Origin of the sequence: Paracoccus sp. Z118 (assembly GCF_019061185.1) — a bacterium.
Taxonomy (GTDB): Bacteria; Pseudomonadota; Alphaproteobacteria; order Rhodobacterales; family Rhodobacteraceae; genus Paracoccus.
In genome coordinates, this window is sequence record NZ_JAHQZU010000002.1 from 197,613 (window position 1) to 222,526 (window position 24,914).

Annotated in this window: 23 protein-coding genes, 1 tRNA gene and 1 pseudogene; 17 read left to right on the forward strand and 8 right to left on the reverse strand. The window is 69.4% G+C overall.

Annotated features, from left to right (window positions below; all coding sequences use genetic code 11):
• Window positions 1–91: 91 nt before the first annotated feature.
• Complete coding sequence (locus KTN05_RS02525) at window positions 92–1,414, forward strand: peptidoglycan-binding protein (RefSeq protein WP_217327795.1); 1,323 nt, start codon at window positions 92–94, stop codon at window positions 1,412–1,414.
• A gap of 16 nt (window positions 1,415–1,430) precedes the next feature.
• Here the strand turns inward: KTN05_RS02525 and KTN05_RS02530 are convergent, their stop codons facing one another.
• Window positions 1,431–2,879, reverse strand: coding sequence for a TrkH family potassium uptake protein (locus KTN05_RS02530; RefSeq protein ID WP_217327796.1), 1,449 nt, complete (start codon window positions 2,877–2,879; stop codon window positions 1,431–1,433).
• A 120-nt stretch (window positions 2,880–2,999) separates the two neighbouring features.
• Between KTN05_RS02530 and KTN05_RS02535 the strand changes: the two genes are divergently transcribed.
• From KTN05_RS02535 to truA, 6 genes are all read left to right on the forward strand, one after another.
• Window positions 3,000–3,073, forward strand: a tRNA-Gly gene (locus KTN05_RS02535).
• 409 nt (window positions 3,074–3,482) lie between these two features.
• On the forward strand, window positions 3,483–4,676 hold the full coding sequence (locus KTN05_RS02540; protein WP_217327797.1) for a Hint domain-containing protein: 1,194 nt from the start codon (window positions 3,483–3,485) through the stop codon (window positions 4,674–4,676).
• Window positions 4,677–4,821: 145 nt separating this feature from the next.
• The gene (ade, locus tag KTN05_RS02545) at window positions 4,822–6,624 is read left to right on the forward strand and encodes an adenine deaminase (RefSeq protein ID WP_217327798.1); all 1,803 of its coding nucleotides are present in this window, start codon (window positions 4,822–4,824) and stop codon (window positions 6,622–6,624) included.
• Window positions 6,621–6,755, forward strand: coding sequence for a hypothetical protein (locus tag KTN05_RS18435; protein WP_256449473.1), 135 nt, complete (start codon window positions 6,621–6,623; stop codon window positions 6,753–6,755). Before ade ends, KTN05_RS18435 begins: the two co-directional genes overlap by 4 nt.
• A gap of 9 nt (window positions 6,756–6,764) precedes the next feature.
• Window positions 6,765–7,751 (forward strand): 5-bromo-4-chloroindolyl phosphate hydrolysis family protein, encoded by a 987-nt coding sequence (locus tag KTN05_RS02550; protein ID WP_217327799.1) that lies wholly within the window; start codon window positions 6,765–6,767, stop codon window positions 7,749–7,751.
• Between the two features lie 7 nt (window positions 7,752–7,758).
• Window positions 7,759–8,568 carry a tRNA pseudouridine(38-40) synthase TruA gene (truA, locus tag KTN05_RS02555; protein ID WP_217327800.1) on the forward strand — a complete coding sequence of 270 codons (810 nt, stop codon included), beginning with the start codon at window positions 7,759–7,761 and terminating at the stop codon, window positions 8,566–8,568.
• Here the strand turns inward: truA and KTN05_RS02560 are convergent.
• The gene (locus KTN05_RS02560; RefSeq protein WP_371823254.1) at window positions 8,528–9,280 is read right to left on the reverse strand and encodes a sugar transferase; all 753 of its coding nucleotides are present in this window, start codon (window positions 9,278–9,280) and stop codon (window positions 8,528–8,530) included. The genes truA and KTN05_RS02560 overlap by 41 nt on opposite strands.
• Window positions 9,281–9,461: 181 nt before the next feature.
• Here KTN05_RS02560 and KTN05_RS02565 point away from each other — a divergent pair, with 181 nt between their 5' ends.
• The 8 genes and pseudogenes from KTN05_RS02565 to KTN05_RS02600 all read left to right on the forward strand — a co-directional run bounded on the left by KTN05_RS02565 (window position 9,462) and on the right by KTN05_RS02600 (window position 15,992).
• Window positions 9,462–9,917, forward strand: a complete 456-nt coding sequence (locus tag KTN05_RS02565) for a universal stress protein (protein ID WP_217327801.1) — start codon at window positions 9,462–9,464, stop codon at window positions 9,915–9,917.
• Window positions 9,918–10,042: 125 nt separating this feature from the next.
• Window positions 10,043–10,603: a NifU family protein gene (locus KTN05_RS02570; protein WP_217327802.1), complete on the forward strand. Its 561-nt coding sequence runs from the start codon at window positions 10,043–10,045 to the stop codon at window positions 10,601–10,603.
• On the forward strand, window positions 10,596–11,195 hold the full coding sequence (gene tsaB / locus KTN05_RS02575; protein ID WP_217327803.1) for a tRNA (adenosine(37)-N6)-threonylcarbamoyltransferase complex dimerization subunit type 1 TsaB: 600 nt from the start codon (window positions 10,596–10,598) through the stop codon (window positions 11,193–11,195). Before KTN05_RS02570 ends, tsaB begins: the two co-directional genes overlap by 8 nt.
• 11 nt (window positions 11,196–11,206) lie before the next feature.
• Window positions 11,207–11,593 (forward strand): GNAT family N-acetyltransferase, encoded by a 387-nt coding sequence (locus KTN05_RS02580; RefSeq protein ID WP_217327804.1) that lies wholly within the window; start codon window positions 11,207–11,209, stop codon window positions 11,591–11,593.
• A gap of 91 nt (window positions 11,594–11,684) precedes the next feature.
• Complete coding sequence (locus KTN05_RS02585; protein WP_217327805.1) at window positions 11,685–11,930, forward strand: hypothetical protein; 246 nt, start codon at window positions 11,685–11,687, stop codon at window positions 11,928–11,930.
• A 139-nt stretch (window positions 11,931–12,069) separates the two neighbouring features.
• A pseudogene (locus tag KTN05_RS02590) lies at window positions 12,070–12,590 on the forward strand (ABC transporter permease); the annotation flags it as partial.
• 116 nt (window positions 12,591–12,706) lie between these two features.
• On the forward strand, window positions 12,707–15,142 hold the full coding sequence (gene gyrB / locus KTN05_RS02595) for a DNA topoisomerase (ATP-hydrolyzing) subunit B (RefSeq protein ID WP_217327806.1): 2,436 nt from the start codon (window positions 12,707–12,709) through the stop codon (window positions 15,140–15,142).
• Window positions 15,143–15,305: 163 nt separating this feature from the next.
• Entirely contained in the window at window positions 15,306–15,992 is a 687-nt protein-coding gene (locus KTN05_RS02600; RefSeq protein WP_217327807.1) for an outer membrane protein, read from the forward strand.
• Window positions 15,993–16,048: 56 nt separating this feature from the next.
• On the opposite strand, the gene pdeM is transcribed toward KTN05_RS02600, so the two are convergent.
• From pdeM to KTN05_RS02620, 4 genes are all read right to left on the reverse strand, one after another.
• Window positions 16,049–16,738 carry a ligase-associated DNA damage response endonuclease PdeM gene (pdeM, locus tag KTN05_RS02605; protein WP_217327888.1) on the reverse strand — a complete coding sequence of 230 codons (690 nt, stop codon included), beginning with the start codon at window positions 16,736–16,738 and terminating at the stop codon, window positions 16,049–16,051.
• A 44-nt stretch (window positions 16,739–16,782) separates the two neighbouring features.
• On the reverse strand, window positions 16,783–19,215 hold the full coding sequence (locus KTN05_RS02610; RefSeq protein WP_217327808.1) for a ligase-associated DNA damage response DEXH box helicase: 2,433 nt from the start codon (window positions 19,213–19,215) through the stop codon (window positions 16,783–16,785).
• Window positions 19,212–20,924, reverse strand: a complete 1,713-nt coding sequence (locus KTN05_RS02615; RefSeq protein ID WP_217327809.1) for a cisplatin damage response ATP-dependent DNA ligase — start codon at window positions 20,922–20,924, stop codon at window positions 19,212–19,214. The genes KTN05_RS02610 and KTN05_RS02615 overlap by 4 nt, the downstream gene beginning before the upstream one ends.
• A 70-nt stretch (window positions 20,925–20,994) precedes the next feature.
• The gene (locus KTN05_RS02620; protein WP_217327810.1) at window positions 20,995–21,990 is read right to left on the reverse strand and encodes a ligase-associated DNA damage response exonuclease; all 996 of its coding nucleotides are present in this window, start codon (window positions 21,988–21,990) and stop codon (window positions 20,995–20,997) included.
• A gap of 101 nt (window positions 21,991–22,091) precedes the next feature.
• On the opposite strand from KTN05_RS02620, the gene KTN05_RS02625 reads away from it, so the two are divergent.
• The gene (locus KTN05_RS02625) at window positions 22,092–22,703 is read left to right on the forward strand and encodes a glutathione S-transferase family protein (RefSeq protein WP_217327811.1); all 612 of its coding nucleotides are present in this window, start codon (window positions 22,092–22,094) and stop codon (window positions 22,701–22,703) included.
• Here KTN05_RS02625 and KTN05_RS02630 read toward each other — a convergent pair.
• A complete protein-coding gene (locus KTN05_RS02630) occupies window positions 22,637–23,578 on the reverse strand; it encodes a DMT family transporter (RefSeq protein WP_217327812.1) in 942 nt (313 codons plus the stop codon). The genes KTN05_RS02625 and KTN05_RS02630 overlap by 67 nt on opposite strands.
• A 98-nt stretch (window positions 23,579–23,676) precedes the next feature.
• Window positions 23,677–24,291 carry a molybdenum cofactor guanylyltransferase MobA gene (gene mobA, locus KTN05_RS02635; protein ID WP_217327813.1) on the reverse strand — a complete coding sequence of 205 codons (615 nt, stop codon included), beginning with the start codon at window positions 24,289–24,291 and terminating at the stop codon, window positions 23,677–23,679.
• Window positions 24,292–24,397: 106 nt separating this feature from the next.
• Here mobA and KTN05_RS02640 point away from each other — a divergent pair, with 106 nt between their 5' ends.
• On the forward strand, window positions 24,398–24,910 hold the full coding sequence (locus tag KTN05_RS02640) for a DUF2478 domain-containing protein (protein ID WP_217327814.1): 513 nt from the start codon (window positions 24,398–24,400) through the stop codon (window positions 24,908–24,910).
• Window positions 24,911–24,914: the final 4 nt, after the last annotated feature.

Here is a 24,914-nt window from a genome sequence, read left to right on the forward strand (position 1 = left end):
TGGCGCGATGTCACGGGGCCTTCTATGGGGCTGACCGGACAGGGTCAATTGCGGCCGATGCGCGCGGATCAAAGGGGCGGCGGAGACGGGAATGCAGAAAAACTTGCGCTACGGCAGCCTGATCGCCCTCGCGATGACGCTGGGGATGCCGCTTGCGGCGGTGGCCGAGCCGACCGTGATCCGGGTCGAGGCGCGGCGCAGCGCGACGGCGGACGAGGCGGCGGCGCGCTGGCGGGCCGAGTTTCCCGATGTCGTGACCTTCCCCCTGCCGGGCGACTGGGTGGCCATCGGCCTCGGCCCGATGGAGCGCGAGGATGCGAACGCCCGCATGGCGGAGCTGAAGGCCGAGCGCCGGATTCCCGCCGACAGTTTCCTCGCCGCGCCGGGCGAGGCTGTGGCGCTGACCCCGGCGGATGCCGTGCCCGAGGTCGCTGCCGAACCTGCCGCCGAACTCCCCGCCCCGGCCCCGCCGCCGGGCCATTTCATCAACATCCAGTCCTTCCCCACCCGCGCCGAAGCGGATGCGGCGCTGGCCGCGTGGCGCGAGACCTTCCCCGAAGCGGCGCTGATGGAGTTGCCCGGCGGCGCCTTCACCGTGACGCTGGGGCCGATGGAGGAAGCGACGGCCGCCGCATGGCTGACTGCCTTCAAGTCCGCCGGAACCGTGCCGCGCGACGCTTTCGTGACCACGGCCGAGCCGCTCGGCTCGGTCGCCGTGCCGGGCAGCGCCCCCGATCTGCCGCCGCCCGGCGAGGCGCAGATGCCGCCGCTGGATCAGGTGCAGCGCGCGCTCCGCTGGGCCGGGCTCTATGACGGCGCCATCGACGGCAAGGATGGCCCGATGACGCGCGAGGCGATCGAGGCGCAGGTCGTGCAGGGTCGGCTCGCCCCCGACGCGCCCACCGCCATGTCGCGGCTGATCGAGCAGCGCGAGGCGTGGCGGGCCGAGATGGGCCTGTCGGAACTGCGCGACGATCACACCGGCCTTTCCGCCATCGCGCCGATGGATCGGCTGGAATTCGACCGCACCCAGCGCGCGCTGTCGATCTATCGCCCCACGGGCGATTCGGGCGCGGCGCTGATCCTGTTCTCGCAGCCCGGCGGCCAGCAGGAAATGCTGGACCTCGCCGGTCTCGTCACCGCGCTCGGCTGGGTGCCGAAGCCGGACCGGCAGGTGAGCGACGGCCGGATCACGCTCAAGGGACAGGACGCGACCCATATCGGATACGCCGAGGGCCGCGTCGCCGATGGCCGGGCCGAAGGTTTCGTGCTGATCTGGCCGCTCGAGGATGCCCGGAACCAGCCCCGTATCGCCGCCGAAATCTCGGACAGCCTGACCCGCTTCGCTCCCGCAGAGACGGACGAGGCGGCGGAGCAGACGGTGCCGGACGTGACGCTGCCAGCGGGGAACTGACCCCCGGACGGCCGCGCTACTGCCGCCAGAAGCGCGGCAGGAACAGCACATAGACGGCCAGCAGCTCCAGCCGCCCGACATACATCCCCGCGATCATCAGCCATTTCGCCGTGGCGGGGAAGTCCGCGACCGAGCCGTTGGCCGTCACCTCCGGCCCCCATGCCGGTCCCACGTTGGCGATGGAGGTCCAGGCCGCGGTCAGCGCCGTGCGCGGGTGCAGCCCGGTCAGCGCCAGCGCCACGATCAGCACCCCGAAGCTGAGGATGAACAGCGTGAAGAACGCCATGACCGAGCCGACCACCTCGGCGCTCAGCCGCCGCCCCTGCAACCGGGGATACGCGACCCGGTGCGGCGACTGCATCCGCAGGATCTGCGCCTCGACCGCGCGCAGCAGCACCTGATAGCGGAAGATCTTGATCGAGCAGGCGGTCGAGCCGGTGCAGCCGCCGATCAGCCCTCCGACGATCAGCAGCGCCAGCGGCAGGGGGCCCCACTGGGTCACGTCCGTTGAAAAAAACCCGGTGCCCGACACGGTGGTCACGACGTTGAAGGTCGTCTCGCGCAGGATATGGCCCAGGTCCGTATGCCCCATGACCAGCACCCGATAGGCCGCGATCAGCAGGATGATCGTCCCCAGCACCCGCAGATAGGCGCGGATCTGGCTGTCGCGCCACAGGGGCCGCACCTCGCCATATCCCGCCTGCACCAGCCGCACGAAGGGGATCGTGGCCAGGATCATGAACAGCGACGAGGCCAGTTCCGGCGGGCCGATGAACGCGCCGAAGCTGGCGTCGTAGTTCGAGAAGCCCCCCGAGGAGGTGGTGGTCATCGCGTGGAAGATGGCGTCGAAGCCGGACATCCCCAGCGCGGCATAGGTCACGGCGCAGGCGATGGTGATCATCACGTAGACGCGGGTGACGTCCGCCGCGATCTGCCCGGCCCGCGGGCTGATCTTGCCCATCGTGTCGAATCCTTCCGAGCGGAAGAACTGCATCCCGCCGATCCGCATCGCCGGCAGGAAGATCAGCGCCACGACCACGATCCCCAGCCCGCCCGAGAATTGCAGCATCCCCCGCCACAGATGCGTGCCCAGCGGCAGCCCGTCGAGCGCGGGGAACGCCGTCGCGCCGGTCGTGGTCATGCCCGACATCGCCTCGAACACGGCGTCGGTGAAGCTCGCATCGGGCTCGCCCAGCATGAAGGGCAGCGCCCCGACCAGCGGCAGCACCAGCCACACGCCCGAGGTCAGCAGGAACGCCTGCTCCAGCATCAGCTCGCCCCCGCGCCCGGCGGTGGCGATGGCGACCAGCCCGCCGAGGATCGCGCAGATCAGCCCGGTTTCGGCAAAGACCATCCAGTGCGGATCGCCCGCCCACCAGTCCACCAGCGCGGGCGCGGCCATCATCGCGCCGAAGACGGCGGTCAGGCGGCCGATGGCGTTGGCGACGGGGCGGATGTCGATCATGCCGCCTGACTGCCCCCGCCTTCCGCGCAAATCAAGCGCGTCGCGCAGGCGCGCGCACGATGGCGTTCAGGCGATGCCGCGCTTGCGCCATGCCCCGCGCGGCCCTATACGGAATCCGTCGCGGGTGTAGCTCAATGGTAGAGCAGCAGCCTTCCAAGCTGAATACGTGGGTTCGATTCCCATCACCCGCTCCATCTTTCATTCACTCGTCCAAGGTTCCGGCAGCTGCCCGTTGCGGGCGCGTGGCCCCGCCGAACGGCAAGCGGCCCGTGCTGGAACTTCTCCAATGACGCGAGCTGAAGTCCGGTGACGGTGCTTTTCTGCAAAACCATCCGCCTGATACTTGTTTATGAACAATCCGGGAAATGGTTAACAACAGGTTGCGCAAGCATAACAACCTGAAGTAGATAATTTTTGCTTGGCATCGACAAGCGAACCCTTCGAACCGCCTGCTCGCAGGCATTCTGTCAGGATGTTCACATGCTGAAGTCGCGTTCTTCCGTTCGTCGCCTCGTCGGCAACGATCGCTCGGGCTCCTGATCATCAAGCACAACCTCACGGCCGGCAAACGCCGGCCGATCCCGATCTTGCCAGGAGCAACACATGCCCTACTACACCCAACTCCCCGCCAGCTTTGCAACGGTGAACGCCGATACCGGCCTGATCGAGCTCGGCGACACGGGGCTTCTGAACCAACTCAGCGGCTCGGAGTCATTCGCCCGATATGACGTCGCAGCGCCGACGGTGACCACCGTCTCGCCGGGAGACGACATGGCGCTGACCGATGAAGACGGGACAGCTGCGGTGAGCGGCACCTATGTCGGATCGGCAACGCTGGCGACCGCAGGTACGAACGTCAACGTTCTTCTCGTCGCCAATCTGAACGTACAGCTCAACCCGGTTGAGGGACATATCCTCCAGACCGACGACGGAACATTGTATTTCGTCTCCGAGGACAACCCCACCGGAAACAACCTCGGGGTCACCATCACGGGGTCGATTCTCGGGGCGGAACTTTCGCCCCCCATCAATGTTCCAATTTCAGAGCTTGGCGAGGTGCCCTTGCTCGGACCGGCTCTCGCGTCGGTCTCCCAAGCGGCGAACAATCTCCTCAACACGGCCGTCGTCACCGTCGACCACGATCCCACTGCCACGATGGCACTGGAAGCCGACGAGGTGCTTGCGTGTTTCGCCGCCGGCACCCTGATCCTCACCCAAGACGGCGAGGTGCAGGTGGAATCGCTCTCGGTCGGCCACCTCGTCCTCACCCGCGATCACGGCCCGCGTCCGGTCCGCTGGATCGGCTCCACGGTCGTGACGGCCGCCGCGCTTGCCCGCAACCCGAAGCTGCGCCCGATTCGCATCCGCGCCGGGGCGCTGGGGGCGGGCACGCCGGCCTCGGACCTCGTCGTCTCGCCGCAGCACCGCATTCTCGTGCGCTCGAAAGTCGCGCAAAGGATGTTCGGCACCGACGAGATCCTCGTTGCGGCCAGGCAGTTGCTGCTGCTCGACGGGATCGACATCGCCCATGATCTCGAGTCGGTGGAGTATTTCCACATCCTCTTCGACCGGCACGAGGTGGTGATCTCGAACGGGGCCGAGACGGAATCGCTCTATACCGGGCCAGAGGCCATGAAGGGGGTCGGCAAGGCGGCGCATGAGGAAATCTTCGCGCTGTTCCCCGAACTGAAGGAGCGCGACTACGCGCCGGTGCCGGCCCGCCTGCTCGCCTCGGGGCGGATGGGGCGCAGGCTGGCGTCGCGGCACGGCCAGAACGGCAAGCCGCTGGTCAACTAGGCCAGCGCGGAGAACGACGACATGGGGCCCTGCGGGGCCCCGTTTCATTTGCGGGACGCACCGGATATGGCGGCTCTGGTCATCCCCGGCGAAACGCGGCACGAAGAAGCTCCGCCCCGAAGGCAAGCAAAGAAGGAACCGGAACATGCAGCGCCCGTGGCATCAGTCAGCCCCGCAATTGGTGGACGTGGCGATGGGGCGCAGGCCCGCCGATCTGGTGATCCGGGGCGGGCAGTGGGTCAACGTCCACTCGGGCGAGATCATTCCCGGCACCGATATCGCCGTGGCCGAGGGGCGCTTCGCCTATGTCGGCCCCGATGCCAGCCACGCCATCGGCCCGCAGACGCAGGTGGTCGAGGCGAACGGGCGTTACCTCGTCCCCGGCCTCTGCGACGCGCATATGCATGTCGAAAGCGGCATGGTGACGGTGACGGAGTTCGCCCGCGCGGTGATCCCGCACGGCACCACCTCGATGTTCATCGACCCGCACGAGATCGCCAACGTCCTCGGCCTGCCCGGCGTCAGGCTGATGCATGACGAGGCGGCGGGGCTGCCGATCAACGTCTATGTGCAGGTGCCGAGCTGCGTTCCCAGCGCGCCGGGGCTGGAGCATCCGGGCGCCGAGCTTACCCCCGACGACGTGCGCGAGGCGCTGACCTGGCCGAACATCATCGGTCTGGGCGAGGTGATGAGCTTTCCCGGTGTGATCGCCAACGATCCCAAGATGACGGCCGAGATCGCCGCCACCATGTCGGCGGGGCTGACGGTCGGCGGGCATTACGCCTCGCCCGATCTCGGCCGCCCCTTCCACGCCTATGCGGCGGGCGGCCCGGCCGACGATCACGAGGGGACCACCGCCGACGACGCGGTGGCCCGCGTGCGGCAGGGGATGCGGGCGATGCTGCGGCTGGGGTCGGCGTGGCACGACGTCGCCGCGCAGGTGAAGGCGATCACCGAGCGGGGGCTGGACTCGCGCAGCTTCATCCTCTGCACGGACGACAGCCACTCCGGCACGCTGGTCCATGAAGGCCACATGAACCGCGTCGTCCGCCACGCCATCGCGCAGGGCCTGAAGCCCGTCACGGCGATCCAGATGGCGACGCTGAACACCGCCCAGCATTTCGGGCTGGAGCGCGAGCTTGGCTCCATCGCGCCGGGGCGGCGGGCGGACCTGATCGTGACCTCCGACCTCGTGGACCTGCCGGTCGAGATGGTGTTCGCGCGGGGGCGGCTGATGGCCAAGGGCGGCGTGCTGACCGCCGATCTGCCGGAGCATCCCTATCCCGAAACGGCCCGCAATACGGTCCATCTGGGCCGGACGCTTTCCGCCGCCGATTTCGACATTTCCGCCGAGGCGGCGGAAGTCACCGCCCGCGTGATCGGCGTCGTTGAAAATCAGGCGCCGACGCGGGCGCTGGAACGGCGCCTGCCCGTGCGGGACGGCACCGTGCAGATGGACCCTGCGGGCGACGTCTGCCAGATCGCGCTGGTCGAACGGCACCGCGGCACGGGCGCGGTGGTCAACGGCTTCGTTTCGGGCTTCGGCTATGACCGGCCCTGCGCCGTCGCCTCGACGGTGGCACATGACAGCCACCACATGATCGTCGTCGGCACCGACAAGGCCGACATGGCGCAGGCCGCGAACCGGTTGCAGGAGGTCGGCGGCGGCATCGTCGTGATCGCGGGCGGCGAGGAGCTCGCGCTCGTCGAACTGCCCATCGCCGGCCTCATGTCGGACGAGCGGGCCGAGATCGTCGCCGCCAAGGCCGACCGTCTGGTGCAGGCGATGCGCGACTGCGGCTGCACGCTCAACAACGCCTACATGCAGCACTCGCTGCTGGCGCTGGTCGTCATCCCCGAGCTTCGCATCTCGGACATGGGCCTGATCGACGTCACGCGGTTCGAGCGGGTGGAGGTGATCCTGCCCGATCCGCAGCCCGCCGCTTGATCCGGCGGCTCGGCCCCCCGATATGGGGCCAAGAAATCGAAAGGAACGCCATGTCCCGCGCCGCGATGCACCGCCTGTCCTTCTATCTGCTGATGGGCGTGACGCTCTACGCCTCGCTCGTCGGCGCATAAGGAGGTCCGATGGCACGGCGTTTCGGCGGCAAGTATTCCCCCGGCCAGCAGGCCCGCAACGGCTACGGCAACGGCAACGATCCCCTGCCCCGCCCTCGGCCGGGCGAGGTGCGGCACCGGTTCGAGTCGCGGCCGAAGTGGATCACCATCATGGCGACTCCGCTCCTGCTGTCCGGGTGGGGTTCCCCCTTTGAGTTGGCGACGGCGCTTGCGGGCTTCGGCCTGATCGCCGCCGGCATGTGGATGACGCGCGAGGGGCTGCAGGCCGAGGCCGCCTACGACGCCCGCCGCGTCGCCCGCCGGCCGGGCATCCCGCGCAAGCTGTTCGGCGGCATCCTCGCCGGCACCGGCATCGCCGTCGGCGCGTTCGAGCCGGGCGCGGCGGCGGGCGCGGGCGTCCTGGGCTTCACCGCCGCGATCCTGCACTGGCTCGCCTTCGGCCCCGATCCGACCAGGGACAAGGGCATGGAGGGGGTGGATACCTTCCAGCAGGACCGCGTGGCCCGGATCGTGGCCGAGGCGGAGACCTATCTGGACGGCATGACCGAGGCGATCAAGCGCACGGGTGACCGCCAGCTTGAGGCGCGGGTGAACCTGTTCGCCGCCACGGCGCGGACGCTGTTCGATCAGGTGGAGCAGGACCCGGACGGGCTGTCCCCGGCGCGGCGCTATCTCGGCGTCTATCTGATGGGCGCGCGCGACGCGACGGTGAAGTTCGCGGACCATTACGCGCAGACGCGCGATGCGACGGCCCGCTCGGACTACGAGGCGCTGCTGGCCGACCTGGAACGGAACTTCCGCGCCATCGCCGACCGGCTGCGGCAGGGCGGGCGCACCGACATGGAGATCGAGATCAGCGTCCTGCGCGAACGCCTTGCCCGCGAAGGGGTGCGGATGCCCGAGGGCCAGCCTCTGCTGGGCAGCGGGCGGCTGACCGACACGCAGACGTTGGACGAGCTGCTGCGGATGCCGGCGGAACAGAAGGCCGGGCGCTGACCGGCCCATGCCCCGCTTCGCGCTGAAGATCGAATATGACGGCGGCCCGTTCGCCGGATGGCAGGCGCAGGCGGACCAGCCCTCGGTGCAGGGCGCGGTGGAACGGGCGCTGGCGGCGCTCGATCCCGGCTTCAGGGCGGGGGCGCGAATCGCGGCGGCGGGGCGCACCGATGCGGGCGTCCACGCGACCGGGCAGGTCGCCCATGCCGACCTCGCCCGAGAATGGGAGCCGTTCCGGCTGGCCGAGGCGCTGAACTGGCATCTGAAACCCGATCCGGTGGCGGTGCTGGAGGCGGCGCTTGTCCCGGACGACTTCCATGCCCGCTTCGACGCGACCGAACGGCGCTACACCTTCCGCCTGCTCGCCCGCCGCGCGCCGGCCACGCATGATCGCGGGCTGGTCTGGCAGGTGCGCCAGCCGCTGGATGCAGGCGCGATGCGGCAGGGCGCGGCGCATCTGGTCGGACGGCATGATTTCACCACCTTCCGATCCACCATGTGCCAGTCGGCCAGCCCGGTGAAAACGCTGGACGCGATCGGGATCGAGGAACTGCCGGTCCCCTCGGGCACCGAATACCGCCTTCACCTGCGGGCGCGGTCGTTCCTGCATAATCAGGTCCGATCCATCGTCGGGACGCTGGAGCGGGTGGGGGCCGGCGCGTGGCCTCCCCAACGGGTGGCCGAGGCACTGGCAGCCAAAGACCGCGCCGCCTGCGGGCCGGTCTGCCCGCCGCAGGGGCTGTACCTCACCGGTGCCGGTTATCCGCAGGACCCGTTCACCGCTTCGTCCAGCGGGTCCGTTTCCAGCCCGGAATGATGACCGTCATCACCGTGTTCCAGATGATCCACATGTCCAGCGCGAAGCTGCGGCGGCGCAGATAGATCATGTCCAGCTGCAGCTTGGTCGGCAGGCAGCGGCGGTAATAGGCCTGCTCGGTCGCCTCGGCCGTGCCGCAGGACGCCATGATGGCGTCCTCATGCGCGTGATAGATCAGCGTCGCGAGGCCCGTGGCGCCGGGGCGCATCTGAAGCACCTGCGCGTATTCGCGGGGGAACCGTTCCACATATTCGCGCAGCGGCGGGCGCGGGCCGACGAAGCTCATGTCGCCGCGCAGGATGTTGAAGAGCTGCGGCATTTCGTCGATCCGGGTCCGGCGCAGGATGCAGCCGAACCTGGTGATGCGCCAGTTCTTGTGCGCGCCCGAGGCCCCCGAATCCTCGGCGGCCCGTCGCATGGTGCGGAACTTGAGCTGGTTGAAGCTTTCGTCGGGGCTGCGCATCCGGGGCGCGACGTAGAGGATGGGCCGCCCCTGCGAGACCAGCAGGATCGCCGCGACGACCAGCATCACCAGTGACAGCGGGATCAGCAGCAGCAGCGAAAAGACGATGTCGAAGGCCCGCTTGCCGGGCGTCATGTGGATCGAGGCGGAAGGACCGGTCAGAATGCCGTAGGGGATCGCGGCCGATGCCGCGGCGACACGTTCCGGCGGACGCCGCTCCGTCCGTTCCCAGTCCTGTATGATCGACACGCGCACCCCGCTGGAAACTCGGAAAATCGGACATCGATAGAGACCTGCCGTTCCGTTTACCATCTAAAGCGCATGCGTGAAATCGGCGGAAGCCGGAAAACATGGCGATCTTGCGAGGATGCAACGGTTTTGGCAGGTTACCGCCTGTCCGGCACCCGGCCGGCACAGGAAAGGACATCCCGTGCGCAAGTTTCTCGTGGTTCTGGACGAAACCCGCGAATGCCTGAACGCGATCCGCTATGCGGCGCTGCGGGCCGCGGCGACAGGCAGCTCGGTGCAGGTTCTGGCGGTGATCCCCGCCGAGGAAATCCAGCACGGCATGGGCGTCGCCGAGGTCATGCGCGCCGAGGCGCAGGAGCGGATCGAGGCGCATTTTCAGGTATTTGCCAAGTGGATGCGGGACAAGCCGGGGGTGGAGCCAGAGCTGGTCATCCGCGAGGGCGACCCCGCGACCGAGCTGCTGGCGCAGATCTCCGCCGACCCGCAGATCGGGGTCGTCGTGCTGGGCGCCTCGACCGACAGCGCGGGGCCCGGCCCGCTCGCCAGCCGGCTTCTGCGGGACGTGGCCTCGCTGCCCTGCCCGCTGACGATCGTGCCGGGGGACATTTCGGCCGAACGGCTTCAGCAGATCACCTGACGGGCGGTGGGAACCCGGCGGAGCCGCGCGGGTTGACTTCGCCCCTTGACTGGCTCCGGTTGACTTGACCCGGTTGACTTGACCGCGCCCGATGACCATATCCGATCCTCAAGAGGAGCCGCGCCATGTTCATCCAGACCGAAACCACACCGAATCCCGCCACGCTGAAGTTCCTGCCCGGCGAGACCGTGCTGGCAAACGGCACGGCGGATTTCCCGGCCAGCGATACCGCCGCGTCCAGCCCGCTGGCGCAGCGCCTGTTCGCCGTTCCGGGCGTCTCGGGCGTGTTCCTCGGCCAGGATTTCGTGACCGTCACCAAGGCGGACGCCTCGGTCTGGGACCAGATCAAGCCCTCGATCCTCGGCGCGATCATGGAGCATTACCAGTCCGGCCAGCCGGCGGTGGTGCAGACGGGCGCGGTCGATGATGGCCATGCCGAACATTCCGGCCCCGATGCCGAGATCGTCGTGCAGATCAAGGAACTGCTGGACACCCGCGTCCGCCCGGCGGTGGCGCAGGACGGCGGCGACATCACCTTCCACGGTTTCGACCGCGGCGTCGTCTACCTGACCATGAAGGGCGCCTGCGCGGGCTGCCCGTCCTCGACCCTGACGCTGAAGATGGGGATCGAGAACCTGCTGCGCCACTACATCCCCGAAGTGACCGAGGTTCGCCCGGTTGCCTGACGGGCTGGTCCTTGGCTTCGACACCTCGGCCGCGCATTGCGCGGCCGCTGTCGTTTCGGGCGGCCGGGTGCTGGCCGAGCGGCTGGAGCCGATGGCGAAGGGCCAGGCCGAGCGGCTGATGCCGCTGATCGAGGAGGTGCTGGCCGAGGCGGGCGTCCCGCTTTCCGACCTGACCGGCATCGGTGTCGGGATCGGCCCCGGCAACTTCACCGGCATCCGCATCAGCGTCGCCGCCGCGCGGGGGCTCGCGCTGTCGCTGGGCATCCCTGCCGTTGGCGTGACCGTGACGGAGGCGGCGGCGCTGGACGCCCCCCGCCCCTGCCGGGCTGTCGTGGCCGGGCGCGGAAACGAGGTGTTCTGGCAAGATTTCGACGCATCCGGCCTGCTCCGCCAGCCCGCCCAGGCCGCAGCAGACACCTTGCCGCCCGGTCCGCCGATCACCGAGCCGACGCTCCCCACCGCCGTCGCCATCGCCCGCATCGCCGCCAGCCGCATCGCCGCGGGCGAGCCGCTGCCGCGCCCGGCCCCGCTTTACCTGCGCCCCGCCGACGCCGCCCCGCCGCGCGATCCCGCACCCGTCATCCTTCCGTGACGCCCGAGGAAATGGCCGCGCTTCACGCGCGCTGCTTCGCCCACCCGCGCCCGTGGTCGGCGGGCGAGATCCGCGACGTCTCCTCGCTTCCGGGCGCATTCCTGCTGCTGCGCCCGCAGGGCTTCCTCATCGGCCGCACCGCCGCCGACGAGGCGGAGCTGCTGACGCTCGCCGTCGAACCCGAGGCAAGGCGGCAGGGCATCGGCCGGGCGCTGGTGCAGGAATTCGCCCGCGTCGCCCGCTCCCGCAGCGCGGCGCACGGCTTCCTTGAGGTCGCCTCGGACAACGACGCGGCGCTCTCGCTCTATGCCGCCTGCGGCTGGCGGCAGACCGGGCGGCGGCGGAGCTATTACGCGCCCGGCATTGACGCGCTGACGATGGCCGCCGATATGGGCTGAGCCCCCCCCCTCGCCCAAGCGCGACCCCCCGGTTGCGCTAAATCGGCGCATTCCGCGGCAGCCCGCAGCCTGCCCGCGCAGGAGGTGCCCGGTGACCGTTCTCCGCAACCTGCTGCCGCGGCGCCGTGCGAGGCCCGGCCCCGTGCTGCTGAACCTGCGCGGCTTCAGGATGGTGGACAAGGACGGGATCGAGCGGCTGCACGGCATCGACCTGACGATCCGCGCGGGCGGGATTCTCGGGATCGCGCGGTCAGCGGCAATGGGCAGAGCGCGCTGCTGGAAATCCTCGGCGGCCAGCCCGAACCGGGGGCGAAGATCGAAGGCGCGTTGGTGCTGAACGGCCGTCCCTGTCGCTGACCCGCACCGACGCGCGGGCGCGGCACCACGCCGGGATCGGCCACATCCCAGAGGCTCGGCAGGCCGAGGGGGGTTGGTGATGGACTTCGCCGCGTGGGAGAATACCGCCTTCGGCTACCTATGCGGACGTGCTGTCCCGGCACACGCCGCTGGTCTGTGTCGCGTCGCTGGCGGTGCCGGGGGCGAGGTGGGTGCTGTATCGGACCCGCTATGGCCTGCGGCTGCGGGCTGTGGGGGAAAACCCCGCCTCGGTCGATACCCAGCGTCTCCGTCACCCGCCTGCGATGGAGCGCGATTGCCACCACCGGGCTGCTGGCCGGGCTCGCGGGGCGCTTACCTTGCCACCGGGCTTTCCGCCGGGTTCGTGCGCGAGATGACGGCGGGGCGCGGCTATATCGCGCTCGCCGCGCTGATCTGCGCCAACTGGCACCCTTGGCGGGCGCTTGGCGCGACGTTCCTGTTCGGCGTGATGGAGGCGATCGCCAACCGCTTCCCCGATCCCGACGTGGGGCCGTTCACCATTCGGTCGATGTTCATGAATGCCCTGCCCTATAGCCTGACGGTCATCATCCTCGCCGGCTTCATCGGCCGCGCGCACCCGCCGCGCGCCAGCGGCATCCCCTGTGTCAAGGAACGCTGAGCGCGGCAGGCGGGGCTTTGCCAAACCCCTGTAACCCCGCAAAATCTTGTGGGTTCGGCGTGACAATGGGGCGGTTTGTGACTATATCATGCAGATCAATGGCAGGACATAAACGCATGAGCGCAGCCCCCGCGCAGCCGAGCACTTACGGCGCCGATTCCATCAAGGTTCTCAAGGGACTCGAGGCCGTCCGCAAGCGGCCCGGCATGTATATCGGTGACACCGACGACGGCTCGGGCCTGCATCACATGGTCACCGAAGTCGTGGACAACGGCATCGACGAGGCACTGGCCGGTCACGCCGACTATGTTCACGTCAAGATTCACTCCGACAGCAGCGTGTCGGTGCGCGACAACGGTCGCGGCATCCCCGTTGACATGCACCCCAGCGAAGGCGTCAGCGCGGCCGAGGTCATCATGACCCAGCTTCACGCGGGCGGGAAGTTCGACCAGAACAGCTACAAGGTGTCCGGCGGGCTGCACGGCGTCGGCGTGTCGGTCGTGAACGCCCTGTCCGACTGGCTGGAACTGCGCATCTGGCGCAACGGCAAGGAACATTTCGTCCGTTTCGAGAACGGCGACACGGTCGAGCATCTGCGCGTCGTCGGCGATGCCCCCGGCGAATCCGGGACCGAGGTGCGGTTCCTCGCCTCCTCGCGCGAGAATGGTGCGGCGGGCACGTTCCTGAACCTCGATTATCAGTTCAAGACGCTGGAAAACCGGCTGCGCGAGCTTGCCTTCCTGAACTCCGGCGTCCGCATCATCCTGGAAGACGAGCGCCCGGCCGAGCCGCTGCGCACCGAGCTGTTCTACGAAGGCGGCGTGCGCGAGTTCGTGAAGTATCTGGACCGCAGCAAGTCCGCGCTGACGCCCGAGCCGATCTTCATCACTGGCGAGCGGAACGGCATCAGCGTCGAGGTCGCGATGTGGTGGAACGACAGCTATCACGAAACGGTGCTGCCCTTCACCAACAACATCCCGCAGCGCGACGGCGGCACCCACATGGCCGGCTTCCGCGGCGCGCTGACCCGCGTCATCAACGGCTATGCGCAGTCCAGCGGGATCGCCAAGAAGGAAAAGGTGGACTTCACCGGCGACGACGCCCGCGAGGGGCTGACCTGCGTGCTTTCCGTCAAGGTGCCGGACCCGAAGTTCTCCAGCCAGACCAAGGACAAGCTGGTCTCCTCCGAGGTTCGGCCCGCGGTCGAGAACCTTGTGAACGAGAAGCTGTCCGAGTGGTTCGAGGAACATCCGGGCGAAGCCAAGATCATCATCGGCAAGATCATCGAGGCCGCGCTGGCCCGCGAAGCCGCCCGGAAGGCGCGCGAACTGACCCGCCGCAAGACGGCGATGGACGTGGCGTCCCTGCCCGGCAAGCTGGCCGACTGCCAGGAAAAAGACCCGGCGCTGTCCGAACTGTTCATCGTCGAGGGCGACTCGGCAGGCGGCTCGGCCAAACAGGGCCGCTCGCGCCAGAACCAGGCGGTGCTGCCGCTGCGGGGCAAGATCCTGAACGTGGAACGGGCGCGGTTCGACCGGATGCTGTCCTCGGACATGATCGGAACGCTCATCACCGCCCTGGGGACGGGCATCGGGCGCGACGAGTTCAACCTGAACAAGCTGCGCTATCACAAGATCATCATCATGACCGATGCCGACGTGGACGGCGCCCATATCCGCACGCTGCTGCTGACCTTCTTTTTCCGGCAGATGCCGGAGCTGATCGAGGCGGGGCATCTCTATATCGCGCAGCCGCCGCTTTATAAGGTCAGCCGGGGCCGGTCCGAGGTCTATCTGAAGGACGAGGCGGCGCTGGAGGATTACCTCATCCAGCAGGGGATCGATGGCGCGGCGCTGCGGCTCGGCTCGGGCGAGGAGATCGTGGGGGCCGACCTCGCCCGCGTGGTCGAGGAAGCGCGGACCGCGCGGCGCATCCTGCGCGCCTACCCGACCCATTACCCGCCGCACATCACCGAACAGGCCGCCATCGCGGGTGCGTTGGTGCCGGGCCGCGTCGATCAGGACGCGCAGCGGGTGGCGGACGCGGTGGCCGACCGGCTCGACAGGATTGCCGCCGAATACGAGCGGGGCTGGACCGGCCGCCCGACGCAGGACGCCGGCATCCGCCTCAGCCGGATGCTGCGCGGCGTCGAGGAGGCGCGGACGCTGGAAGGGCAGATGCTCCGCTCCGGCGAAAGCCGGCGTCTCGGCGCCATGACCGATGCGTTGCAGGAGGTGTATGGCGGCCCCGTCCGGCTGATCCGCAAGGACCGCGACACGCTCATCACCGGCCCGCTGTCCTTGTTGCAGGCGATCTTCCTGGAAGGGGAGAAGGGCCTGAGCCTTCAGCGCTACAAGGGTCTGGGCGAGATGAACCCCGAGCAGCTGTGGGAAACGACGCTGGACCCGGCGGCGCGCACCCTGCTGCAGGTGAAGATCGAGGACGTGGCCGAGGCCGAGGACATCTTCACCAAGCTGATGGGCGACGTGGTCGAGCCGCGGCGCGACTTCATCCAGTCCAACGCGCTCAGCGTGGAAAATCTGGACACCTGAGCCGGCCCCGGTGCGCATCTTGCGCTCCGGGATGCAAAAAACCCACACTCCTGCAAAAGCTTCGCAGCGCGGGTTGTGGCAAGGAACCCCTGCCCCTAGGTTTTGTTCTGCGCAGGACAGCATTCTTGCTGAGCCTTGTTTTGAATTTCTGGAGTGATCCCGCATGCGTAAAATGACCATCCCGCTCGCCTCGGCCATCGCGCTTGGCCTGGCCGCGTCGGCGAACGCCGGCGGATATACCGCCCCCGTCACCGATGTCGCGCCGGCGGCTCCCGTGGTCGTGACGCCCGCGCCCGCAGGTGACTGGCAGGGCCTGTATGCGGGGGGCACGCTCGGCTACGGCTTCGGCGGCGATGACGAGTTCACCCTGGGCGGCGGCAGCATCGTCGGCGACAACGAAATCTCCGGTGTCAACGCCGGCCTGCATGTCGGCTATCGCTGGCAGCGCGGCAACCTTGTGATCGGGCCGGAACTGTCGATCACCGGCGGCAACGTCGATGACAGCGTTTCGGTGCTTGGCGACGACTACGAATCGTCCTTGAACCACATGGTCGCGCTGAAGCTGAAAACCGGCTATCAAGTGCGCCCGGACACGCTGGTCTATGGCATTGCCGGTGTCAGCCGCGGCGACTTCACCTTCACCGCCGATGGTCAGGATTTCGACTATGACACCAACGGCTACGTCTTCGGCCTCGGCATCGAGCGCATGATCACCGACCGCCTGTCGGTGACGGGCGAGATCGAGCGCAACCACTTCAAGAGCGAAAACATCGATCTGGGAGCGCTGGGGGACACCAACGGCACGCCGACCTTCAACAACGTCAAGGTCGGTGTGAACTTCAAGTTCTGATCCGCTCCGGGTCGAGACAAAGGGCCGTCCTCAGGGGCGGCCCTTTTGCGTCGCCGTCATCCGAATGACAGCGGCGGTCCGGCGCGGCGCCGGCGCGGCGGTTGCAGCGGGATCGGCAAAGCCCTGTGCAGGCAGGCGACGGCAAAGCCGCCCTCGACCAGATGCAGCAGCGCCGGATCGTGGACGGACAGCCCGCCCGTGTAGCTGCCGAACGCGGGCAGGATCAGGTGATCGCGCCCGACCAGCAGCGCCCGCCGCCGCGCCCCGGCCAGCGGCACGACCGGGTGGTAATGGCCGCTGATATCGGGGCCGCCGGCTTCGGCGACATGGCGCAGGGTGACGCCGCCCAACCGCGCCTCGTCCGCCCGCCGGCCCGGCAGCGCCGTTCCGTGATGCGCGGGATCGTGGTTCCCCGACACCCACAACCAGTCCCGCCCGTCGGCCAGTGCCGCCAACGCCGCAGCCACATCCGCATCCAGCGCCCCGGCCGCCGCATCGTCATCGAACCCGTCGCCGAGGCTAACGACCAAAGCCGGGTCCAGCGCGGCGATCTCGTCCCCCAGCCGCCGCAGTGTTTCCAGCCCGTCATAGGGCGGCAGCAGCGCGCCGCCGCGCCGCGCCATCCGCTCGGATTTCCCCAGATGCAGATCCGCGACGATCAGCCACCGCCCCTGCGGCCACCAGAGCGCGCCGGAACAGCGCGCCTCGAACGTCAGCCCGTGCCAGTCGAAGACGAAGCCTGTCATTGCGCCTTGTGCGTCCTCCCCCACGGTGCCCTGTGCGTCCCCGGTCATCGCGCCTTGCGCGTCCGCACGGGGACCGGCGCTTCATCGGCCATTCCCGGCTCGCCCAAAGTCAGCCCCGCCTCGCGCATCATCGCCTCTGCCTCTGCTTCAGCCAGCCGCATCCGACCCTGTCCTTCGATCCTGACGCGCCCCATTTCCAGCATCAGCGGCGCGGCCAGGGGCGATACGCGGTCCAGCATCCGGTGGTCAAGCCGGGGCGATCGGTCCAGCATCTCCTCGATCCGGCCGAAATCCACGAGGCCGCGGCCCGCCTCGATCGCCGTGATCCGCAGCAGCAGGTGGTCCGGGTCATAGCGGCGCAGCGTGTCATACAGGATGTCGCTGGAGAATGTCGCCTGCTTGCCCGTCCGCCGCCCGCCCGGCATGTTGCGCTGGATCAGCCCCGAGATGATGGCGACATTGCGGAACGTCCGCTTCATCACCGCATTGCCCGCCAGCCACTCGCCGAGGCCCGCCCGCAACCCCTCGCGGTCCATCAGCGGCGCGAGATCCGTCACCGGGTCCAGCGACCAGACCAGCAGCGCATAATCAGTGGACAGGAAGCCGAGCGGACCCAGCCCCGCCTCCTCCATCGTCCGGGTCAGCAGCAGGCCCAGCGTCTGCAGGGCATTGCGCCCGGCAAAGCCATAGATCGCCAGATGCCAGCGGCCCATATAGGGGAACGTCTCGGCCAGCAGTGTGCCCGGCTGCGGCAGGGCCGAGACCTCGGCCTGAAGCGCAAGCCAGCCCTGCGTGTCGGGCGGCAGCGCGTCCCAGCGGGCGGGATCGCCGATCAGCGCCAGCACGCGGTGGGAAAGTTCGGTGGACGTGGCGAGCTTCAGGCCGCTGAAGACGGCGATCTTCGGCTCCTTGTGCGGGTTCGGGCTGACCTCGATCACCAGTTCGCGCAGCCCCTCGTAGCGGACGGTCTGGCCGCCGGTCAGGAAGGTGTCGCCGGGGATCAGGGTGGCGGCGAACGCCTCTTCGACCGCGCCCAGCAGCCCGCCGCCGCGTTTCCAGCGGACCTTCATCATCTCGGCTTCGACGATGGTGCCGATATTCATGCGCAGATCGCGCGTGGCGCGGGGGTCGCGCAGTTGCCAAAGGCCGTTCCGCTGAACCAGCCGCTGCCAGCGGTCATAGGCGCGCAGGGCATAGCCGCCGGTGGCGCAGAAGTTCAGGCAATCGTCGAAATCGGCGCGGGTCAGCCCGGCGTAGGGACCGGCGGTCCGCACCTCGGCGAACAGCACATCCGCATCGAACGGCCCCGCGCTGGCGGTCAGCAGGATATGCTGGCACAGCACGTCCAACGGGCCGGGGCCGCGCGGCTCGCCGTCAAGATCATGCGCGCGGACGGCTTCCAGCGCGGCCACGCATTCGATCACCTCGAAGCGGTTGGCGGGCACGATCCGGGCGGTTGACGGCGCGTTGTAGCGGTGGTTCGCCCGCCCGATCCGCTGGACCAGACGCTTGACGTTCTTGGGTGCCCCGACCTGGATCACCAGATCGACATTGCCCCAGTCGATCCCCAGATCGAGGCTGCCGGTCGCCACCACCGCCCTGAGCTGCCCCGCCGCCATCGCCGCCTCGACCCGGCCGCGGGCCTCACGCGACAGGCTGCCGTGGTGCAGGCCGATGGGCAGGTTGTCCTCGTTCGCGGCCCAGATCGCCTGAAAGAACAGCTCCGCCTGCGCGCGGGTGTTGATGAAGATGATGGTCGTATTGGCCCGCCGCACCGCCTCCAGCACGTCGGGCACGGCGTAATGGCCGCCGCCACCGGACCACGGCGCCGGGCGGGCCGTCCGCAGCATGGCGATGTCGGGATCGGGTCCGGGATCGGCGTGGATCACCGCCGCGCCGCCCATGAAATCCGCCAGCGCCGCCGGGTCTTCCACGGTGGCCGAGAGGCCGGTTGCGATCAGGCCGGGCGAGAGGCTGCGCAGCCGCGCAAGCCCCAGCATCAGCTGGTCGCCGCGCTTGGATTCCGCCAGCGCGTGCAGCTCGTCCAGCACCACCCGGCGCAGATTGCCGAAGATACGCGGCGCCTCGGGATAGGACAGCATCAGCGCGAGGCTTTCCGGCGTCGTCAGCAATATCTGCGGCGGATCGGTGCGCTGGCGCTGGCGGGCGCTGGATTTCGTATCCCCCGTCCGGTCCTCGACCCGGATCGGCAAGCCGAGGTCCGCCACGGGCCGCGCGAGGTTGCGGCCGATATCCGCCGTCAGCGCCTTCAGGGGCGAGACATAGAGCGTGTGCAGCCCCTGCCAGCCGCCGCTCAGCTCCACCAGCGACGGCAGGAACCCGGCCAGCGTCTTGCCGCCGCCGGTCGGCGCAATCAGCAGGCTGTCGCCCGCCGTATCCAGCAGCGCGAGCTGATGCGGGTGCGGGCTCCAGCCCTGCCGCGCGAACCACTCGGCGAAAGCGGGCGGCAGGCTCATTCTTCTTCGTCCAAATATCCCGCGGGGATGGATGGGGTTTCGACCCCATCCAGGGGGCGCGCAGCCCCCGCTTCTTGGGGCGCCTCGCCCCCGCCGCGTCGCTTGGTCCGCCCATGCCGCACGCCCGCCCGAGCCCCCTCGGCGTCAAAGACATTCGGCGTGTCGATCATCGCCTCCAGCGTCTCCAGCCGGTCGGCCTCGGCCGCGGGCTTGTCCCAGCGGATGCGGCTGATCCGGGGGAAGCGCATGGCGACGCCGGACTTGTGGCGGGCCGAGCGGTTGACCCCCTCGAAGGCGACCTCGACCACCAGCTTCGGCGCGACGGCCCTCACCGGGCCGAAGCGCTCGGTCGTGTTGGCCCGCACGAAGCGGTCGAGTTCGCGCAGTTCCTCGTCGGTGAAGCCGAAATAGGCCTTGCCGACCGGGACCAGCGCATCATCTGACCACAGGCCGAAGGTGAAGTCGGAATAGAACCCCGAGCGGCGCCCGTGCCCGCGCTGCGCATACATCAGCACGGCATCCACGACGCGGGGGTCGCGTTTCCACTTGAACCACGGCCCGCGCGGGCGACCCCCGACATAGGGCGCGTCGCGGCGCTTGATCATCACCCCCTCGATCACCGGCGCCGGCGGTTCGGCACGCAGGGCGGCCAAGTCGTCCCATGTCCCGAACGGCAAAAGCTGCGAGATGTCGATGCGGTCCGACCGGAAATCGGCGGCCTCCAGCACCTTGCGGCGTTCGATCAGGGGCAGCGGGCGCAGGTCCGCACCGCCCCAGATCAGCAGGTCATAGACGCGCAGCCCCGCCGGATGGCTGGTCAGCAGCGCGCGGCTGACGGTCTTGCGGTTCAGCCGCTGCTGCAGGTCGTTGAAGGTGGCGACCGCGCCTTCACGCCGGACCAGCAGCTCCCCATCGACAGCGCCTTCCCAGTTCATCTCGTCGATCAGGTCGGGGAAGGCGCCGGAGATGTCCTCTCCGGTCCGGGAATAGAGCCGCCGGACGCCGCCCTCGCTGACCGCCTGCACGCGGATGCCATCCCATTTCCATTCTGCGATGTGCTCGGCGGGGTCGAGCCCGCGCAGCTCCTCAAGGGTGATCGGGGTGGACAGCATCACCGGCCGGAACGGCGCGAGCGCAGCGCGATCGGGGCGCGGGCCGCCCTCGATCCAGGCGAAAAGCTCGGGATATGGGGGGTTGAGGCCGTGCCAGATTTCCTCGATCTCCGCGAGTGTCGGGCCGCCCATCTGCGCCAGCGCGGTGCGGGCAAGCCGCGCGGACAGGCCGACCCGCAGGTTGCCGGTGGCGAGCTTCAGGAAGGCCAACCGCTCGGACGGGCCGAGGCGGTCCAGCACCCCGGCAATGGCGGCGGGCAGGCCGGCCTTGCCGGTGGTTTCCAGCAGGCGCACGGCGTCGGCCAGCGGCAGGTCGGCCCCGCCCGGCCCCTCCCAGATCAGCGCGATGGTTTCGGCCAGATCGCCCACGAAGTCGTAGGACAGCGCGAACAGCACCTCGTCGAACCGCTCCGCCGCCAACCCTCGCAGCAGGCCGGGGGTGACGGCGCGCAGCTTGAGATCGCCGGTCAGCGCGGCGAGGGCATGGCCGCGGTCCGGATCGGCGGTGCGTTCGAGGTAGTGCTGCAAAATCGTCAGCTTGGCATTGCGGGCCGGCGTGAAGGCCAGCCGCTCCAGCAGGGCGGCGAAGGCTTTCATGCGGCACCGCCGCGCGGGGGGCTGTCTGCCCCCCGAACCCCCCGAGGATATTTGCGCGAAGAAGAATGGCTCATTCCGCCTCGTCCTCGTAGCCGACCAGCCGCAGGGGGCGGGCATCAAGGCCGTTCAACTCGCACCAGCGGACGACGCCTTCTTCGGCGCCGTGCGTGACCCACACCTGCTCCGGTCGCAGTTCGGCCAGCGTCTGCGTCAATTGCGGCCAATCGACATGGTCGCTGATGACGAGTGGCAGTTCCACCCCCCGCTGGCGAGCGCGGGCGCGCACCGCCATCCAGCCGGAGGCGAAGCAGATCACCGGATCGCGGAAACGCTGGACCCAAGGGGAGGCAAAGGCGGAGGGCGGGGCGATGACCACCTGCCCCTCGATCTCCTTCGGGGTGGTCGCGGGGCGCAGGTCGCCCAAGGGGATGCCCTGCTCGACATGGTAATCGGTCAGCCGCTGCATGGCACCGTGCAGGTGGACGGGCGCCTCAAAGCCCGCCTGCCGCAGTAGCGCGATCACCCGCTGCGCCTTGCCGAGGGCATAGGCGCCGACCAGATGCGCGCGGCCGGGAAACTCGGCCATGCTGGCGAGCAGCCTTGCGATCTCGTGCGCTGGGTCGGGGTGCTTGAAGACCGGCAGCCCGAACGTCGCCTCGGTCACGAAGATGTCGCAGGGGACCGGCTCCCACGGGGCGCAGACGAGGTTCGGGGTGCGGCAGTAGTCGCCCGAGACGGTGATCACCGGCCCGTCGTCGCAGGCCAGCCGGATCTGCGCCGAGCCGAGGATGTGGCCGGCGGGATGGAAGCTGACCTCGACCCCGCCGATGCGGGCCGGGCCATCCGCGGCCTGGCGGGCGGCGGTGAAGTTCTCGCCATAGCGGATCGCCATGATGTCCAGCGTCTCGCGTGTCGCCATCACCGCGCCGTGCCCGGCCCGCGCGTGATCGCCGTGGCCGTGGGTGATCAGCGCGCGCGGCACCGGGCGCACCGGGTCGATGAAGAAATCGCCCGCCGGGCAAAAAAGCCCCGCATCGGTCGGAAACAGGAAGTCGTCGGCGCGCATTGGGTCAGAACGCGCCGGACCGTCGGCGGGTTGCCCGGCGGCGTTCACGCAGCGCGCCGCCGGCCGCATCATGCGCCTGCGTATCGCCGGAAGGAGCAGCCATGCCGACCCTTTACCACGCGCCGATGAGCCGCTCGACCTCGATCCTCGCGCTGGTCCACGAGCTGGGCGACCCCGAGGATCTGGAGATCGTCCGCGTCACCATTCCCCGCGCCGACGGCTCCGAGGGGCCGGACCCGAGGAACCCGCATCCCGAGAAGAAGGTGCCGGTCCTCGTGGATGAGGGCGAGCTGATCCGCGAGCGCGGCGCGATCATCGTGTGGCTGACCGAGCGCTACCCCTCCGCCCTCGCGCCGCTGGCCGGGCAGAAGAACCGCGGCACGTTCCTGAAGTGGCTGTTCTGGTATCAGGGCGTCTTCGAGCCGGTCGTGATCTTCGATCACATCAAACTGGACGATCCCATCGTCAACGCGACCTTCCGCGACCTGCCCACCGCGATCGGGCAGATCGAGGATGCGCTGGCCGGTGGGGACTATCTGCTCGGCGACAGCTATTCCGCCGCCGACCTGCTGATCGCCGGCGCGTTCGGCTGGTTCCGGCACCTGATCCCGGAAACGGGACCGATCGGGTCATGGGTAGAGCGGTGTCAGGGCCGCGAGGCCGCGCGGCGGGCGATGGCCGAGGACGGGGCGGAGCGCGGCGGACCGGCCTGAAGCGTCGCAGGCGGCACCCGCGCCAGCTGCACCATCAGGATGCCGGCCGCCACGATGATCGAGCCGATCACGTCCGACGCCCCGAACCGCTCGCCCAGCAGGACTGCGGCGACAGCGACGCCGAAGGGCGGCGACAGGAAATGGAAGGTCGCCGCCCGCACCGCCCCTACCCGCTGGACCAGCTGGAACCAGATGAACGTCGCCCCGATCCCCGGCGCGACGATGGTGTAGAGGAAGGCGAGGACGAGCTCTCCGCTCCACCGGATCGGCAGCCCGCGTTCCAGCAGCAGCGCCGGCAGCAACAGCGCCGCCGCGCCGATGGCCATCTGGACGCCCACCGCCATCAGCACGTTGCGCCCGCCGCCTGCGCCCCGAACGCTCAGCGTGGCGACGGCCAGCGCCACCACGGCGATCAGGCACAGCACCGTGCCGAACAGGTCCAGCCCCTGCGTCAGCCGCACCCCCATGATCAGCGCGACGCCCGCAAGGCCGGTGATCAGCCCGGCAATGGCGACGGGGCGCAGCCGCTCGCCCATGAACAGCCCGCCGAACATCGCCACCAGCAGCGGCATCATCGAGGCGATGATCGCGGCGGCCGACGCCTCGACCGTCTGCATCCCCATCCAGTTGAGCCCGAGATAGAGCGCGTTCTGGCAGAGGCCGAAGATGATCAGCGCCCGCCATTCGCGGGCGGAAAAATCCATCCGCTGGCCGAGCAGCCGGGCAAGTCCGATAGCGAGGATCGCCGACAGGGTGAAGCGGATCACCAGCGCCGTCAGCGGCGGGGCGTCCACGACGATGATCCGCGTCGTCGTGAAGGCCGACGCCCAGATGAACGCGAAGGAAATGCCCATCAGCAGCGCCTTGCCGTCCAATCCCGCCCCTCCTCCGATCACCGCCACGCAAGGCGCGCCGGGACACTAGAGGCAGGGGGCGCGGGGAATGTCCACCCGGCGCGTGAGACTGGCCGCGCTCAGCCCGGCAGGCGGGCGCGGCGCTCGGCCTCGGCCAGATCCTCGGGGGTGTTGACGTTGAAGAACGGATCGCCGCCGAAGAATGCGACCCGGCGGGCGCCCTGCTCCTCGGCCCAGACGGCGGGACGGCGGACGCCTTCGGCCAGGGCGCGGCGAAGCGGCTCGCGCAGGCTCACATCCCAAGCGGCGAGGGTCGGGTGATCGCGCCCCTCGTGTGTCGCCATGGCGACCGGTCCGCCCGCCGCCAGCAGCCGCGCGGCGAGATCGCGGGGCAGGAAAGGCGTGTCGGCCGATGCGGTGACGATCCGGGCGAAGCCCTGCGCCGCCGCCCAGTCCATCCCCGCCAGCACCCCGGCGAGCGGGCCGGGGCGATCCGGCGTTCCGTCCGGCAGGCGGTCGGGCAGGACCGGCAGGCCGAAGGAACGGAACCGTTCTGGGTCGCCGTTGGCGCTGATCGCGCGGACGCAGCCCAGCCGTTCGACGACATGGGCGATCATCGGGCGGCCCGCGAGCGGCAGCAGCGCCTTGTCGATGCCGCCCGGCCCCGCTCCGTGTCCCGCCGCCTGCATCCGGCGCGAGGCGCCGCCTGCCAGAATGATCCCCGCGTGTTCCATACTCGCAGCTTGCCCGGCGCGGCGGCGGGCGCAAGCCCGCGCGACCGATCGGCGCAGCGCCGAAACACCGATTGCCGCTGCGGGGCGGCGTCCCTATCATCGCCCCATGCTCGCCTATGTCACCTCCGCCGACGAGTCCGGTGCCGCCAGCCTGCTGTTTGCCGACATCGCCCGCAGGCTCGCGGCCGAGGGGCTGCGGCTGGCCGGGGCGGTGCAGGTCAACCATGATCGCGGGGCGGATTGCAGTTGCGACATGGACCTGACGGTGCTGGGCGACGGCGGGCCGGCGGTGCGGATCTCGCAATCGCTGGGGAACGGCGCGGGGGGCTGTCGGCTGGACAGCGGGGCGCTGGCGCTCGCCGTTGGCCGGGCGGCGCGGGTGCTGGAGGGCGGGGCCGACCTCGTCATCGTCAACAAGTTCGGCAGGCAGGAGGCCGAGGGTGGCGGTTTTCGCGAGCTGATCGCCGAAGCGCTCGCCCAGGGCACGCCGGTGCTGATCGCCGTCGCGCCGAAGTTCCAGGCCGCTTTCACGGATTTCGCGGGCGATCTGGCGCAGCCGCTCGCGCCTGAAGACGCGCTGGACTGGTGCCGCGCCGCCGCGCTGCATCCGGCGGGCTGAGGGC